Raw genomic sequence first — 14,695 nt, forward strand, 5'->3', positions numbered from 1 at the left:
GGACCCGGATTGCCGTTATTATCGGCAACGTAGTCCGCCCGCGTGAGCCCAAGATGGGCACATATCTGGGCGCGTATCCGCTTTTCCGCCAGGAAAACCAGATTGCCCTGTTTGTATCCGATACGCTGTTCCGGGCTTTTGTGGTTGATCAGATTGGTATGGGAAAGCAGATACAAGAACGATTCCCAGATTTGTTCTTCCATTTTCCTTTCCGGAAGATCATTGCTGTCCTGATAGTCGTTCGCCACTTCGTCTGCACGGCCTTCAATCTGGCCGGCGACCAGATCCGCCTTGCGAATCGCCTGCATCAGATCCACCACAGCTTCATCGGTCTGGATAAAGTTTCTTTTGTATCCCGAACCGGGATAGGCGTAGGCATGATGATAAAAACAGATGGATTGCGTCAACATGCGCTGCAGAAAGTTGTCATGCTGCCCATGACTATCCATCAGCTCCCAAAAGGCATCCAGTCTGGCCAGCAGGCGGCTGCCCTCGATGTCGTGCAGGCCGACGACCTCAATGTTTTCCCCGTCCTTACGAAAACAAAGTACCTTGCCTATGTCATGGGCCATACCTGCAAGAATGGCGGTTTCCCGATCAAAGGATTTACTGGAAGCCTTCCCGCCTGCGCGTACCGCCTCGATGCCCGCCTGGTCCATCTCGGCCCAGCCACGGGCCATGGCCGCCGCTACACGCAGGCTATGTTCCAGCAATGACGCATCCCCGTGGGATCCGTGATAAGGCGAAGCGGGCAGGCCAGATTCTTCCAGAATCCCATAAATGGCCCAGAACAGTTCTGTTCTGGGGTTATTATGCTGCAGGGCGAATTGCCGTAATGCCGGTTTATCCAGTTGTGTTTCTGCTTTGTCGCGTTGCAACCTGGCGATGGCCGCATCCAGTTGTGCGGCCCTTTTCTTGTGGGGAATGGGGGATTGCGGAGCCGTGATACCGCTGGATCGGGGCAACATCCCGATGGTTGTGGTGCTTAATCCGCGCCGTGATTGCGGGCGCAATCCGAGTGTGACCGCAAAAACTTCTGCCGCTTCCCAGAACAGCAGCAAGGCAATGGCGGCAAATATGCAAGCCAATACCCAGAGGATACGATCCAGAAGGAAGGGCAGGTTGTCAGAAAAGGTGTGGCTGAAAAAGAAAAACGACACCCCCAACGCCACCAGAGTCCAGAATCCCACGACGGTTGCCGTGGCCGAGATCAGGCGTCGGTGAACGGGTACGGCCACAATACCCCCTTTTTCTTAAAACGCTATGGCAGAGAAATCGACGCGAGGCCGGGGGCGGGTCTGGAAGACGCCGGCAGCCCTTTGCAGACGATCTTCAAGATCAGTTTCCAGTGCCCAGTAGCGCCGTTCATGCCGCCGCTGGGCATCTGCCAATGCTTTCTGCATCCTCGCAGGATTTTCCAGAAGCGTTACGGGATGGGATCCGTAAGGATTGAAGCTGCCCAATCCCAACAGGCTTCGCAGTTCGGCACGTGCATCGCTGCTTCGGAAAGATTTTTTGTAACCCGACGCGAAATGCACCGTCACCAGGGGGTCCGGTCGGCTGGCCACCGCACCGATGACAATGCCTCCGCCGAAACGGGCGTGCGAAACCGGCAAGCCCAACCAGGCTGCGCGATAATCTTCTGCTCGGTAAGAGTTCATCAAAAATTCCTCCAAAAACTCGCCCAACTTTGCGAACGAGGCAGGCCTGCGCGGGTCAGTGGGCTGTGCCCCACGCAGTACCAGAAGTGTTGATAGGAAGCCAGCAGGATTCCCGCCTCATCCAGACGCTCCAGAGCGTCCCGGTCATCCGAATGGCGGCATAACCGTTCACTCGAAATACCGGGAAACTCCCAGACCCGGTGCAATAGCCAGGAACCGGAATCGCCCGCCAGGGCATAGGCCTCTTCCAGTATCCGTTCGGGTACCGGGACGATCAGCCCTTTGATCTTTTCCGAAAGCTGGACATCCTTGCGCCAGAACTCCAGATGGATTCTCAGACGCATCACCCAGGGGCGGCAATCCAGGACATTGCAGCAGTCCTCAAACGCGGCATTTTCCAGCAGGGTATCCGCTGAAAACATCCATTCCAGCAGCCGGGCTTTTTTCGCCATGCTGATCCGTACCAGAAAAATCGAGCGAACCTGTGTGGCCAGAAACCGGAAGACCACCACCTGTTCCGGACTCAGATCCTCCAGTAGCGCGGTTACTTCTTTGGTTTCTGTAAGGTGGGATGAATGTTGCGATAGGAAGAAAGCAGGTTCCTCCCCAGAACATAGTGCGCCTGCCCGATCCACTTGATCTTCTTGATCAGCCAGCGCAGTGAAATCTGGAAGATCGCCGAAAAGCCCGGAATCAACAGCTTGCCAATAATCTCCCTCAATATCTCCCTGGTAATTGGTATCCAGAGTAGCAGTAAAAATATCAGAATCACGATCCCGATCAGAAAGGCGGCATGCGGATTCGCCATTATCGTCGGCGCGTGTTTCGCCGCGTGATGCGCGAGCGTTTTCGCGGAACCGGTAGTCGCCGTAGGTGCCATCCCCATACTCCTTATTCGTCGGGCTAAACATCAAAACCTTTCCCCAATGCGGCCAAGGCCTCTTCCACGACCCGGCGCTTGGTCCACCCCGTCTTTTGGACCAATGCCAGCAGGGTAGTGGTCGCCTGCGCGGAAAGAAAAAGCTGGAATCGCGTGCGATTGAGGCCATCGGGATCCACCAAGGCTCTATGCCGCCAGGCGGCCTGACGTTCGCTAGGCGTCGGCTTGTTGGATGCTTTCAGAGATTTGGCCAAAACGTATCCTCTAATAACAAATGTTTTACACTATAACACTAACCGCGAAAATGTCTGGGTGCAAGGGCTCTGTTATGTGCCTGGGGCTTTCCGCCGCCGTGCGTTCCCCTTGTTGGCTTCTTCACCTTGCTGCGTATCCCCCGCCTGCGGCTCTTTGTCTTTCTTGGGGGGTGGAGCCTTGGGGAACTGGGACTTGATGTATTCCTCATCGGCCTTGATGACGGCATCCATGCGGTCCATCAGCCCGTAATCACTGCGATAGGGCCGTGGGCGTTTGGGCACTTCCGGTGCCCAGATCCGGAATGGTCCCGCCCATTTTTTGAACTCCGGAGAGAAATTCAGCAGGGGTACCCGGATGTGGTAATAGTGCTTGCCGTTACGGGTGAACAGGCATTCGCCTTTATCCAGAGCTTTCAGATCATCAGCGGATACGCGATACATTTCCTGTTCACGCTCGCCATAAGCTGTGCCCGCCCCGCCGGACGCGGCTCCGCTGCCGGCCAGATCCGTAGAGGCTTCACTGGCCGAATCTGAAGAGGATTCATTCAGAGTTCGCAAGACCGCCAAATGCTTACCGATGAAATCCGCACCATATTCCGCCGAGTCCTGATCGCCCAGGCCAAAGAACATCTTGTTGGCACAGTTGCCGACCACCTTGTTGAACAGATTATCCGAAATTGTATCGAGGTTCCCCTTGGTTTGCGGAGAGAGCACGATTCTTTGTCGGGCAGATCGGGCCTGTTCAAAGATGCGATCCCAGTTCTCAGAGATATACGAGCCCGGTTCATCCAGAAACACCAGCGTACTGGGGCGCGGCCTGCGCTCTTCCGGCATAGTCTGTATCCAGGACAATGCCGTTCGGTAATCCCCAATGAACAGCTTGGCAAAGTCCGAGGCAGTTTCTTCCTTGCCCATGGTGGGCAGGGGCACATAGACCACTTTGTTCTGTGTCAGGCACTCAAAGATGCTGATGTCAGGCTTGGTGGTGTTCACCACCTCACCAAATTTGCCCGATCCCATCATTCCCAGGCGGCCACCGATACCGCCGAACAGATCCTTGACCTTATCCACGTTGATCATCGTGCCGCCAGCCTTGTTGGGCACCCGGAAGCGGTTGATGAAAAGGGCGACCGTTCGGCCCTCCGACGTTCCCCGTATCCCTGGAAGATTCGGGAGCTTGTCGAGTTCGGTGGGGCTATTCAACAAGAGTGACAGATCGGCTGCCGTGTACGCATAGCCACCCCGCTGCAGGGCGGCTATGACGGCCATGAGCGCCTGTGTTGCGGACTTGCGGTAGTAGTCTGCACCTGCATTGCCCGTGGCCAGAGGGACCGTAGCCATGATGCGTGAGGCGACTTCATCGGCGTCACCAAACAGCAACGGATTGTAACGGTTGCTGATGGACGGATCACCGGGATGGATAATCACCAGATCGTGCTCGCGCCCTGTATATTTCAGCAGGTTCCAGAGATTTGAGATGTTTTTTTCGTCTATTTTCCCGTCGGCAAAAAGGATCCCGCCGCCGTTGATGAGCTGTTGATACATGAGAAAATTGGCGGCAACGGTTTTGCCCATTCCGGACATGCCCAGAATGGCCATGTGATCATTGGATGGATCGGCTTCCCGAAAGCCTGCAGAGGATACGAGCGGCATCCAGAATGGTTGGCCAGAGTTGGTGATGTACCCCAGCAAGGCCGAATCCGGGGGCTGATCTTCCGGGTTGACCGGGAAAATGGGATCGGCGGAATCTATTTCCAGATTAGAATCGAGAACATGACGACCATTGTGGTACCACTCGACGATGCGCTTACTCAGATGCAAGGTACCTACTGCCGCGAGACTCCCAGCGGCCACTTTCCAGTCGATATTCAGCGTTCCTGGGACGTAAGGCCCGCAGGCCCAGACCGCTGACCCCAAAGCCAGCATAGATAAGGCGTCGCTCGATCCACCAAACTTGAGATTTACGCGGTCTGCCATCCAAAAAATCCTCTGCAGAAAAAAGAAAAACCCCAATGCCGAAGCAGTGGGGTGGGGGAAAGTTAAGGACGCTCGAAACCCGTAAGGGTATCAAGCAGCAAGAAAAAATGATTCATTGATTCAGAAAGGAATCTGGTCATCAAAATCATCTTCCGCAGGAGGCGGAGTATTTTCGGCTGGAGCCTTGTGAGAGGCATGAGAAGCACCTGATTCCTGAGAATCAGACTTACCCCCAACCAACTGAAGCCGATCACCCACAATTTCTGTGGTGTAACGATCCTGACCTTCCTTGTCGGTCCACTTGCGGGTCTGCAGACGGCCTTCAATGTAAGCCATACTGCCTTTACGCAGGTATTCACCAGCAACTTCGGCGGAACGTCCAAACAGCACCACTCGATGCCATTCAGTGCGCTCCTGCTTATTCCCTTCACGATCTTTGAAATTTTCAGAGGTCGCAATGTTGAAATTGGCGATACAGGTACCAGCAGGGGTGTACCGCACTTCAGGATCTTGTCCAAGACGACCCATAATAATTACTTTATTAACTCCACTCATGACACTCTCCTTATTGAGAAAGAAAAAGAACTCGAACGGGATGCTCGGAGTAGTTCCGCAAATAAGTGGGTGGACAAAAAGTATGGAAGCGCAGTCGGAGAGGTAAAATCGGGAGATTTTTTTGAATTTCTGAAAATTCTTTTGACGGTTTGGGTCGGATCGGACGCATTGCTGCCTCCGACCCTTTCTACACGTCACCGGCAACAGGCCGGGCACCCCGTTATTCTAACAGAAATGCGCCTCCTACCAAACATCAGAGATTGTCCACCAAATCCGAGAGACTTCCTGATGGCGGAAGTCCAGCATCACCGTCATCGTCCTCTTCGGTTTCCTGTGATTCGTTTACCGTGTGATGCGGATGATCGGATTGTGCATCCTGCGCGGATTCGGTATCCGTGGACGCGCTCGATGCAGCTTCCGGATTCCGGTAGCGGTCCATGATTTCGTTGATCCACGGTGGAATAGACAGAATATCCACACCACGGCGGGCATTGAGAATGGTCCGGCACCAGATGTACCCGACCTGCTCACCCGTCGGCACTTCCAGCCCATCTTCGTCGATCCGCTTGAGATCCCGCGCACGCAGCTTGCCATCCACCAGGATAGGCCGGCCCATACGCAGTTCACGGCGCACGGACTGGGCAATGGCCGCATTGACCATTCGCACTGGAATCAGTGCGTTGGGATTGCTTGTCAGTCGCACCCAGACTTCGACGCCGATGACGGTGTTATTATGCTCGTGCAGAATGGATTGCACCCGGTCCACAATGCCTGCGATCTTGACCCGGTTAGCCCCTTCCCGAAGGGTGGTTTCCCGATGGCTGCCTTCTGCCAGCGCAAAGGGATTGAAGTCATCGGTTTTCGTTTCCTTCCGATTCTGTATGGCGTCTGACCAGGCCAGGGAAGTCGGCATTTCAATCACTGAAGGCGAGGACACATCCAGTGGATCCAGATAAGCGTGATAGTCCGTGACATCCTGCCTGCCATTGTTCCAGACGATTTTTCGGGAACGAATCCTGCCGATCAGCTTGACCGGTTGTTCGTTCCTGATATTCATCCTTCTGGGGTTTCGTTTTTCAACGGGCACCATGCGGGAAACATCCCGCGTCTGCTGTATTTTCCCACGCAAAACCCCTGAATCGGTACGCTTGAAGTCACGGGCATAACCGCTGACATAACCGATATTCAAAAACCCTTTTTCATAGCCATATTGTGAGAGACTGCTGTTTACAAGCGACATTTTCTATCCTTTCCCCAACAGGGAAACCAGGTCAACGACATACTTTTCCGCCCACGAGCGAAACGCCAGGAGCCGGGTTTCCAGCTCAGTTTCTTCGCCTTTTTCGCTATGACTCAGCCGATCCAATGCCTGCGTCCAGAGTACCGTCATTCCCAGATCAGTAAGGGATTCGGGTAATTTCTGATAAATGGTCTGACCCAGGGGCGTCAGCTTCATGGTGGCGGGGTCCACCCATCCCTGACGAATCAGTTGAGTAAAATGGTTCATGCGGCCTCGCGCAGAACCCAACTGGATATTTCGTGCGGCCAATTTCAGGGCATCGTCCTGCACCCAAGGACTGACATCCCGCAAGGATTCGAGCCAGTCAGCCAGAAGATGCTGCGGGCTGTTTTTTCGGGATCCGGTACCCTGAAATGCGGCATAAACCGGATCGGATGGTACTGGGTCTTTTTCCAGAAGGGCGATTTTTCCTGATGTGACGAACGGATAGGTGATCTGGCCACGTTCCCAGGCACGGGCGAGCAGTATCAGCGCATTCTCCGGGGAACAACCAAATCCGCGCAGGATTCTGGCTTGCAAGATGGCCGTATCCATTCCGGATTCGGATTGCCGGGATAGGCCCGTTTCATTTACGGGAAACGTAGAAAGCATGGCGCTCAATACCCGTCCGACAGGGATGGCGGTCGCCACCCGCCTGGAAAGCGTCATGGCGCGGGATCCGTTCAGGCCGATGATCCAGTCGGCATGAACCCGTAATTTTTCAACCTGCACCCAATGGGCTACGTCTTTGCGCGGGTGTGCAATGGCCTGTAGCAGATCGGTATCCCGCAAGGATGTGGTATCCCAGATCGTGACGGGTCCATTAAAACCCGCATAATCAATAAGTATCCGCAGATCCATCAACCCGGCGGGATCCGGGGGAGGCGCGAGGATTACCCGGTCAGAGCGAGCAATAGCCGCTTTGCATTCCCGGATTTTATCGGTGGTACCGGTTCTGGGTCTGAATCGTGGTTCGGGTAGCAAGGGCAGGTCTTCCACCCGCCATTTATCCCATTTGGGATGGTATTCCGTGGGGCTGGCGTGCCGAAACAGGGCACCGCCGGTCGCTATGACCTTCGGGTGATACTTGGACGTGCTCGACAGCACCCGCCGCAGGGCGAGAGCCATTCCGGGGGTCGCAGTGAGGACAAGGACAAAGGGTTGCATTAAAAAATAATAGTGTATTTAACAATGCAAGACAAATCTGTTTTGTATCCGTGCGGTACCCGACTGCGTTTCCATACTTCTTGTCCACCCACTTATCTCCGGAAATAGAGCTGAACATGGGGTTCGGCATTTTTTAACAGGAGATGTGTCATGGAAAATCAGAAATTGTTTGCAGCATTGTTAAAGGCCCAAAAAGGATTTAACGCCGTCCGCAAGGATGGCAAAAACCCGATGTATAAGTCGCAATATGCGACGTTGGATTCCGTGCTGGATGCAGTAAGACAGCCATTGCTGGACGCTGGCATCCTGCTCATGCAACCGCCGGTGGATACTGGCGAGCGGTTAGAAAAGCCGTGCGCCACCGTCAAAACCCAACTGATTCATGCGGAGAGTGGGGAATCGCTAGAGATCCTTACCACGATTCCGCTGGCAAAAAACGACGCCCAGGGTTACGGCAGTGCAGTAACATACGCACGCCGCTATGCGCTTATGGGTCTTTTGGGCATTGCTCCAGAAGATGATGACGGTAATGCCGCATCTTCTGGCAATACAGTCCGTCAGCAGGCACAACGGCCACGTCAGCAGCAGACCCAGCAGGCTGCGGCAACATCTTCAGAGAAGAGGGAAGCTGCCAAAACAGGCCCATCACTGGAATCCGCTTTGGAAAAGGTCAAGAAGTCTCCAGTCGAAAAACTCGACTTCGCAACGCAATGGTGCCGGATGAATTTTACCGGAGATGATTTGAAGACCTTGGAAAAGGCTATTGCTGAACGGCGTTCTGCTGCGTAATTTCTAACCATACCCCAACCCCTTTGCTTCGGCATCGGGGTTTTTCTTTGCCTGCCATTCCATACTTTTTGTCCACCCACTTATTTGCGGAATTCATCCGAAAAGGAGTGGCCTAATGGCTATCGTCATGTGCGGTTGCGTAATCGCGGGTTTCAGCATTTATGCTGGGATTCGCGGTTCACTCATCCGCTCCGGTATCGTCTGATACTGGATCCCCTGCTGCATTTGGCAAGCCGGGGAGCACGTCACCCCTGGGAACAGAAGGTAATAAGCTGGAACTCAGCTTGTTATCACGACACAACACCTACCCCAACGCTTCGGCTTTGGGGTTTTTCTTTGTCCTTTGCCTGCCCATCCATACTTTTTGTCCAGCCACTTATCTCCGGTAATGAAGCTGAACATGGGGTTCGGCAGTTTTTTTCAATTAAGGAGAAATACCATGAACAACGGTGAAATGATCATCAGTGCATCAATAGCGGAAATGATTGAGAGCCGCAACAAAATCCAGGCCAAGATTCTGGTCGCGTTCCAGTATCTTGCTGAAGGTATTTCCATGGAGCTGGCGGTTACTTCCAAGAAATACTCCATTCTTGAGAGTTTTTTGGCGGGCGGAAGGTGGCACTCTGCATCACTGAAGGATCCTGAAGACACCATGGTTCTCGCCATGCAGCAGGTTGACGCCGGATTCTGGGATGCCTTGATGGAAAAGTCAGGTATCCGGGCATTTATGTCTGCGGCGAAGCGAGATCAGTGGCGTGATCTGATCTCGGAAGGCAAAACACCGCCTTTCGAGATGGATTCCATCAAATCAACCTTCGCAGATCTCTATGAGAAACGCGCTGACATGATGGAAGAGGGGATGATTGATCTCTTCCGGCGGCTGTCCTGGAATTACAAGACGAACAATCCTGTAAAGATGGAGAAAAAACTGATTGTTGAGCGTGTCCTTAATTCTTACGGCATGGTCAACAACAGTGTCGCCAACGAGCTGGATGATCTGGTTCGGGTTCTGGCGGTGTATGACGGAAAGCCTATCCCGGAACATCGGCACGGTATGTATGCCGTTATCGCGGATGCGATGGCCCAGCAGGATCCAATCGTAGATACCCAGTATTTTACGATGAAGGTCTATAAAAAGGGGTCTGGTCACGTTGTTTTCAAAGACAATGCCCTGCCTTTGCTGGACCAATGCAACCGGGTGATTGCCAAAGCGTTCCCAGGCGTACTTCCTGCTGCCAGTGGCCGCAAGGCTGCATAGGGGGGGCATGATTCATATCAGAATCGGCTTCAGGGAAGACAAATGCCGTAGTGTTTATGGCGTTTTGTATTCTGAAGAGGGAAAGCTGGATGGGGTATCTGCCATGGATGCCGTATCATTCTGGTGTGGGATCCTTGACGGAAACGCCAATATCCGGGCACACACCAGTAACGAGGTCATCACTCGGTACCGATCTCGCGTACTGGAACCTGACGCTGAGTACCGGGAAGTCTGCAACGTCAGACTGGATCCCATAGGGGATCGCAGTTACTACGAGATGGCCAAGAAGATCACTGCCTTTCTGGAGAAAGGTCGCAACAGAGCGTCAAGCCCTGAAAAAGTGTTGACGGGTCTTCCGAAGTTCATGACCACAATGGGTATTCCAGAAATTCTGGATTGTGAAAACGGTAACGCTCCCAAAGATCCCGAACCCGAATCCGCGCCGGATTTAATGGCTGCTTTGCGAAGTATTCAGGGATCCTGTCCCTGGGCTTTCTAACTTTTCCCCACCCCACGCCATTGGCCTGGGGTTTTTCTTTGTCCGTTGCCTGCGTTTCCATAGTTTTTGTCCGGCCTCTTGTGTTTGGTACTCACTCAATACAAGGAGAGCAGTCATGAATGTCATTACATTGGAACAAAACACGTCAGAATGGCTGGATTGGCGGAAGGGCGGTCTGGGTGGATCCGATGCGCCTATTATCATGGGGGTTTCACCATTCAAAAAGCCCTATACCCTGTTTACGGAAAAAACGGGCATCACTAAACCGGAAACACCCCATCCTGCCGCTGCCAAAACTATGCAGCGCGGGCATGATTTAGAACCCATTGCTCGTGATCTGGTCTGTAGCATCACCGGGGAGTTTTTCTCTCCCATCTGTGGCGAACACGAGAATCACACTTGGATGCGGCTTTCTGCAGATGGGATCTCCATGGATGGCAGTACGCTCCTGGAGATTAAGTGTCCTGGGATAAAGGATTGGGAAGTGGCCAAGTCCGGAAAGGTTCCAGAAAAGTATGTGGGTCAAATCCAGCACGCTTTTGCGGTGAGTGGGGCAGAAAAGCTGTTATATGCCACTTACCGGCCTGAAGAGGCGGAAAATCCGATCATCCTTGAGGTTTTCCCCGATAAGGATTATCAGCAACGCTTAATCGAGCGGGAGCAAGCCTTTTGGCAGGCTGTTCAGGCAGAAGACTGGACCATCTTTGATGGCTTGGTGTCAGACGCATTGCCATCTGGCTTTGCCGAGGCTGCTGCGGAATGGGTCGATTTTCAGGAGATGATGGAGTCCTTCAAGGCCAATGAAAAGGCATTGCGCGAAAAGCTCTTGTCATTTCTTCCCAAAACCGGAGAAGCCTGTATCAAAGGGGCGGGGATTGAAGTTTCCCGCAAAAATACGAAGGGATCCGTCGATTATCCCCGATTGTTAAAAGACCTGGATGTTACAGAATCCGTTGTGGATACCTACCGCAAGGCGGATAGCACACGCGAGACTGTCCGCAAAACGTCCTGATACCTATCTTTCCCCCAACCCCGCGCTTCGGCCTGGGGTTTTTTTTTGGGTGCCATTCCATAGATTTTGTCCAGCCTCTTGTGTTTGGTACTCACTCAAACTCAAGGAGATTCCCCATGATGGTGACTGTCAAAATTGCCGAGGCAGCGAACAGCCCGACACAGAAAGTGTGGGGGGCTGTAATCCCGTCTATAACCGAGCCCGCAAATGATGCGGCCATTTTTTACGGACCTTCTACAAAGTTCGGGGGAGGGTCCGTCTATATGAAGCCATGTGATATAGCCCTGAAAAAGTGGCATGAAAAAATCAGGGGAGAATATGCCGAGATCTACTACGAAAACATCGAGACTGATGTACGGCTAGATGAGGTCGCAGAGAAAATTCTGCGCGGTATTCAGGGGAATAGATACATACCCGGAGTTGTTGGTAGTCTGAAAACAAAACCAGTTGATCCTATCTCGGATCCGGTCCAGCCCAAAAAGCCCGTCCCGGACATTTCTGCATCTATTCGTAGCATCCCCAGCGGATGCGACTGGTCGTTCTGACTTATCTTGCCCCAACCCCTCGCCATTGGCCTGGGGTTTTTCTTTGGGTGCCATTCCATAGATTTTGTCCAGCCTCTTGTGTTTGGTACTCACTCAAACTCAAGGAGATTCCCCATGATGGTGACTATTAAAATCGCCCAGGCGCACAACAGCCCCACCCAAAAGGTGTGGGGTACTGTAATCCCCCATATAAGAGAGGACACAAAAGATGCGGCTATTTTTTACGGCCCTTCTACGAAGATGGGTGGTTCGATCTACAGCAAGCCGCGTGTCACTGCCGTCGATATGTATCACAAGAAGATCGGCGGCGAATATGCGGAAATATATTCCGCACAGTTTGATACGGATGTGGACCTGAAAGATGCCGCCCATAGGATTCTGCGGGGGATACAACAAGGTAAGCTCGATGTCGCAATTAAACTGCTAAAGTCGGTTGACCCGATCCCGGAACCCGTGCCAGTTCAGCCCGAAAAGCCCGTCCCGGACATTGCAGCCTCTATCCGTGAACTCTCCCACGACTAAGCCAAGGCTGTAGTCGGGGCTTCATGCTCTGCGACCATGGCCTGCGCGTGCTGCCAGAGGGTCGAGAGTGTGACCGGAGTTCTCGGTTGCGTCGCGGAACTTTTGCCGCGAACACACGCCTGGGCCTTTCGGCCCGTTATGCCCCTTGCAGGGCGCAAGCCCAGCATCTTGGCGAAGAATCGCGCAGCGATGTTGTAGCAGGCGTTTAAGTCAGCGTGGTAGCGTTTACCCGTGGCGAATGTCACCCAGGACCAGTTGCGGCCATCACGCCGAACTGGGCCTGAGCCATCGTAAGCGAACTCCGATGTTCCTGCCCGGTTGACGAACTCGACCAGCAGGCCCAGTTCTTCCGCCCGTGTCTGTATCCATTGCGCGAGCAGACGATGCAGCCAGCCATGAAAGCGTTGACGGAGTGTAGAGCCTTTCCGTCCGGCGCGGGGTTTGTAGCCCTTGAGATGTTCGAGCACGATGACTTCTGCCCCGTACTTCTGGGTAAACGCGACGATCGCTTTGGACAGACGTTGCGCCATGTCCAGATTGCGATGACGGGCCTTGCGATAGATCGCCTTGCAGAAGCCCGTACTGAGTTTGCCACTTTTGCCCATCGTCAGACGGGCCTTGTTACGCACCTGCATCAGCCCCTTGTCACGACGGTCGATGTCCGCGCCCCGGTGAAAGAATCGCCGGGCTACGACCGTACCGTCTGTTGTGACAATGGATGCGGTTGCTGTGGTGCGGATGCCCAGATCAATCCCGCAGACGCGCTGCACGGACTTTCTGGACGGATACTGCACAGGAACCTTAAATGGGACGGCGAGTTGAATCCCTTTGCCGTCCGCCAAAAGCGTCGGGGAAAGCGCCTTGTTCTGCGAGGCCTCATGCCGGTTCCGCTTGGCGGTAATCTTGAGCGTCGTCCAGATCCAGTCCGTGCCGGACCAGACCTTGATTCCCGCGTGCTGATAATCGTCATCGAAGCGCACACACTGGCCGCGATAGAGCGGCGGATTCAGGGTGTTGTCTGCGGTGCGACGGGGTGGCAGGGCGTCACGGCGCTGGCGGCTTCCGCCCTGCCAGCGATCATAGCGGGTGGAGAAAGAGGAGACCTGCCCCAACGCCGCCATGATCGCGGCCCGGCGCAGATAGCCGGGAAACTTGGGAAAGCGTTGATCGAAAAAGGCGTACTTCGGGTTAGGATTCTTTTGAGTAGCATGGATCAGTCGCTCCACGGCGGCAACCGGAAACGGCCCACTCGACACTTCGCGGTAATGCACCCAGAGCACACCGATCAGGGCACGGCAATAATCCCGGTACAGGGCAACGGTTGCCTGTAGCATCTTGCGCTGCTGCTGGCTGACGGACAGTGACCAGCGATCCGTGCGAATGACTTTGTGCATGGTTATATATTACACTATAGACAGATTCGTAATCAAACACCGATATATGCCGATAACATCAGACTAGACCCAACAGTCCGCTTGACCCCCTCCTGGCCTATGGCCTAGGAAGGGGAATGCGCGGGCAAATGGTCAAATCCCCTGCGGATGCGACTGGTCGTTCTGACTTTCCCCAACCCCTATGCTTTGGCATTGGGGTTTTTCTTTGGGCGCGATCCTAGCGCAGAACAACGGCGGTCCCGTAGGCTGTTACCTGGATGAATTCCTCTTCCTCACCGCCACCCATGGAAGATGTGCTGAATCGGAAGCTGACTATGGCATTGGCTCCGGCCTGTTCCGCCTGGGCGATCATGGCTGCAACTGCCCCCTGATTGGCGGACATCACCAGCTTTTCATACCCTCCCATTTTTCCGCCTGCAATAGCGCGTATCTTCCCCAGAAAATTGCCCATTTCGCTGCGCGAACGCACGGCCACACCGAAAACGGCTCCTAGTGTCTGTTCCACGGATTTCCCGGCAATTAACGGGTCGGTAACGATCAGCATGATACCTCCTTAAATTTGGCCTGTTTGTGCTTCCTGTTCGTCCAGTGCCTTGAGCATTCCCTTGAGCGTGATCAGCTCTTTCAAGGTGTAAGGAACGGATCGCGGGAACCGTTCCGCACAAGCCTGTAAATCGGGCGTGCAGCCTTCTGGCAAATGGGCCATGGTGAATGCCATCAGGTCTTCACCTTTCTGTGCTACGGGTTTCTCTGCGGGCTTTTCGGCTGGCTCTCTGTCCTGCGGTCGCTCTTGCATCGGCATCTTGGACGCTTCAGGAGATGCCCGTTCTGTCGGTTTTTTTACAGAATACGGTAATTCCTGTGTTACTGGTGTTCCTGTTGATCTTGCCTTCACCCAAGGAA

General features: G+C 53.8%; 17 protein-coding genes. 6 read left to right on the forward strand and 11 right to left on the reverse strand.

The window, feature by feature from the left end; translation table 11 throughout:
• The 8 genes from AC2VLY_RS11980 to AC2VLY_RS12015 form a co-directional block, all read right to left on the reverse strand.
• Positions 1 to 1,238 (reverse strand): HD domain-containing protein (locus AC2VLY_RS11980; protein ID WP_486922350.1); only part of this gene is annotated, 1,238 nt, incomplete at its 3' end.
• 15 nt (positions 1,239 to 1,253) lie between these two features.
• A complete protein-coding gene (locus AC2VLY_RS11985; RefSeq protein ID WP_486893598.1) occupies positions 1,254 to 1,661 on the reverse strand; it encodes a hypothetical protein in 408 nt (135 codons plus the stop codon).
• Positions 1,661 to 2,572 carry a hypothetical protein gene (locus tag AC2VLY_RS11990; RefSeq protein ID WP_486893596.1) on the reverse strand — a complete coding sequence of 304 codons (912 nt, stop codon included), beginning with the start codon at positions 2,570 to 2,572 and terminating at the stop codon, positions 1,661 to 1,663. Before AC2VLY_RS11990 ends, AC2VLY_RS11985 begins: the two co-directional genes overlap by 1 nt.
• Complete coding sequence (locus AC2VLY_RS11995) at positions 2,565 to 2,795, reverse strand: hypothetical protein (RefSeq protein WP_486893594.1); 231 nt, start codon at positions 2,793 to 2,795, stop codon at positions 2,565 to 2,567. Before AC2VLY_RS11995 ends, AC2VLY_RS11990 begins: the two co-directional genes overlap by 8 nt.
• Positions 2,796 to 2,867: 72 nt before the next feature.
• Positions 2,868 to 4,772 (reverse strand): type IV secretory system conjugative DNA transfer family protein, encoded by a 1,905-nt coding sequence (locus AC2VLY_RS12000; protein WP_486893592.1) that lies wholly within the window; start codon positions 4,770 to 4,772, stop codon positions 2,868 to 2,870.
• A 120-nt stretch (positions 4,773 to 4,892) separates the two neighbouring features.
• Positions 4,893 to 5,327 carry a single-stranded DNA-binding protein gene (locus tag AC2VLY_RS12005; protein ID WP_486893590.1) on the reverse strand — a complete coding sequence of 145 codons (435 nt, stop codon included), beginning with the start codon at positions 5,325 to 5,327 and terminating at the stop codon, positions 4,893 to 4,895.
• A gap of 253 nt (positions 5,328 to 5,580) precedes the next feature.
• On the reverse strand, positions 5,581 to 6,567 hold the full coding sequence (locus AC2VLY_RS12010; protein WP_486893588.1) for a hypothetical protein: 987 nt from the start codon (positions 6,565 to 6,567) through the stop codon (positions 5,581 to 5,583).
• 3 nt (positions 6,568 to 6,570) lie between these two features.
• Positions 6,571 to 7,734, reverse strand: coding sequence for a hypothetical protein (locus tag AC2VLY_RS12015; RefSeq protein ID WP_486893587.1), 1,164 nt, complete (start codon positions 7,732 to 7,734; stop codon positions 6,571 to 6,573).
• Between the two features lie 189 nt (positions 7,735 to 7,923).
• Between AC2VLY_RS12015 and AC2VLY_RS12020 the strand changes: the two genes are divergently transcribed.
• The 6 genes from AC2VLY_RS12020 to AC2VLY_RS12045 all read left to right on the forward strand — a co-directional run bounded on the left by AC2VLY_RS12020 (position 7,924) and on the right by AC2VLY_RS12045 (position 12,398).
• A complete protein-coding gene (locus tag AC2VLY_RS12020) occupies positions 7,924 to 8,562 on the forward strand; it encodes an ERF family protein (protein WP_486893585.1) in 639 nt (212 codons plus the stop codon).
• A 439-nt stretch (positions 8,563 to 9,001) separates the two neighbouring features.
• Entirely contained in the window at positions 9,002 to 9,820 is an 819-nt protein-coding gene (locus tag AC2VLY_RS12025) for a DUF4942 domain-containing protein (RefSeq protein WP_486893584.1), read from the forward strand.
• Positions 9,821 to 9,827: 7 nt separating this feature from the next.
• The gene (locus AC2VLY_RS12030; RefSeq protein ID WP_486893583.1) at positions 9,828 to 10,319 is read left to right on the forward strand and encodes a hypothetical protein; all 492 of its coding nucleotides are present in this window, start codon (positions 9,828 to 9,830) and stop codon (positions 10,317 to 10,319) included.
• Positions 10,320 to 10,434: 115 nt separating this feature from the next.
• Positions 10,435 to 11,331, forward strand: a complete 897-nt coding sequence (locus AC2VLY_RS12035; protein ID WP_486893582.1) for a YqaJ viral recombinase family nuclease — start codon at positions 10,435 to 10,437, stop codon at positions 11,329 to 11,331.
• A gap of 116 nt (positions 11,332 to 11,447) precedes the next feature.
• A complete protein-coding gene (locus AC2VLY_RS12040) occupies positions 11,448 to 11,876 on the forward strand; it encodes a hypothetical protein (RefSeq protein ID WP_486922351.1) in 429 nt (142 codons plus the stop codon).
• 114 nt (positions 11,877 to 11,990) lie between these two features.
• A complete protein-coding gene (locus tag AC2VLY_RS12045; RefSeq protein ID WP_486892309.1) occupies positions 11,991 to 12,398 on the forward strand; it encodes a hypothetical protein in 408 nt (135 codons plus the stop codon).
• On the opposite strand, the gene AC2VLY_RS12050 is transcribed toward AC2VLY_RS12045, so the two are convergent.
• The 3 genes from AC2VLY_RS12050 to AC2VLY_RS12060 form a co-directional block, all read right to left on the reverse strand.
• Positions 12,395 to 13,792 carry an IS200/IS605 family accessory protein TnpB-related protein gene (locus tag AC2VLY_RS12050; protein WP_486892310.1) on the reverse strand — a complete coding sequence of 466 codons (1,398 nt, stop codon included), beginning with the start codon at positions 13,790 to 13,792 and terminating at the stop codon, positions 12,395 to 12,397. The genes AC2VLY_RS12045 and AC2VLY_RS12050 overlap by 4 nt on opposite strands.
• 217 nt (positions 13,793 to 14,009) lie before the next feature.
• The gene (locus AC2VLY_RS12055) at positions 14,010 to 14,336 is read right to left on the reverse strand and encodes a YbjQ family protein (protein WP_486892311.1); all 327 of its coding nucleotides are present in this window, start codon (positions 14,334 to 14,336) and stop codon (positions 14,010 to 14,012) included.
• 9 nt (positions 14,337 to 14,345) lie between these two features.
• The coding region (locus AC2VLY_RS12060) for a hypothetical protein (protein WP_486892312.1) at positions 14,346 to 14,695 on the reverse strand (350 nt) is incomplete at its 5' end.

Source organism: Acidithiobacillus sp. TH-A36, from assembly GCF_057473445.1.

What these genes read in the sequence shown, in the direction of transcription:
- AC2VLY_RS11985 (WP_486893598.1), bottom strand. Translation starts at nt 1,661, where the DNA reads ATGAACTCTTACCGAGCAGAAGATTATCGCGCAGCCTGGTTGGGCTTG.
- AC2VLY_RS11990 (WP_486893596.1), bottom strand. Translation starts at nt 2,572, where the DNA reads ATGTTTAGCCCGACGAATAAGGAGTATGGGGATGGCACCTACGGCGAC.
- AC2VLY_RS12000 (WP_486893592.1), bottom strand. Translation starts at nt 4,772, where the DNA reads ATGGCAGACCGCGTAAATCTCAAGTTTGGTGGATCGAGCGACGCCTTA.
- AC2VLY_RS12005 (WP_486893590.1), bottom strand. Translation starts at nt 5,327, where the DNA reads ATGAGTGGAGTTAATAAAGTAATTATTATGGGTCGTCTTGGACAAGAT.
- AC2VLY_RS12010 (WP_486893588.1), bottom strand. Translation starts at nt 6,567, where the DNA reads ATGTCGCTTGTAAACAGCAGTCTCTCACAATATGGCTATGAAAAAGGG.
- AC2VLY_RS12015 (WP_486893587.1), bottom strand. Translation starts at nt 7,734, where the DNA reads ATGGCTCTCGCCCTGCGGCGGGTGCTGTCGAGCACGTCCAAGTATCAC.
- AC2VLY_RS12020 (WP_486893585.1), top strand. Translation starts at nt 7,924, where the DNA reads ATGGAAAATCAGAAATTGTTTGCAGCATTGTTAAAGGCCCAAAAAGGA.
- AC2VLY_RS12025 (WP_486893584.1), top strand. Translation starts at nt 9,002, where the DNA reads ATGAACAACGGTGAAATGATCATCAGTGCATCAATAGCGGAAATGATT.
- AC2VLY_RS12030 (WP_486893583.1), top strand. Translation starts at nt 9,828, where the DNA reads ATGATTCATATCAGAATCGGCTTCAGGGAAGACAAATGCCGTAGTGTT.
- AC2VLY_RS12035 (WP_486893582.1), top strand. Translation starts at nt 10,435, where the DNA reads ATGAATGTCATTACATTGGAACAAAACACGTCAGAATGGCTGGATTGG.
- AC2VLY_RS12040 (WP_486922351.1), top strand. Translation starts at nt 11,448, where the DNA reads ATGATGGTGACTGTCAAAATTGCCGAGGCAGCGAACAGCCCGACACAG.
- AC2VLY_RS12045 (WP_486892309.1), top strand. Translation starts at nt 11,991, where the DNA reads ATGATGGTGACTATTAAAATCGCCCAGGCGCACAACAGCCCCACCCAA.
- AC2VLY_RS12050 (WP_486892310.1), bottom strand. Translation starts at nt 13,792, where the DNA reads ATGCACAAAGTCATTCGCACGGATCGCTGGTCACTGTCCGTCAGCCAG.
- AC2VLY_RS12055 (WP_486892311.1), bottom strand. Translation starts at nt 14,336, where the DNA reads ATGCTGATCGTTACCGACCCGTTAATTGCCGGGAAATCCGTGGAACAG.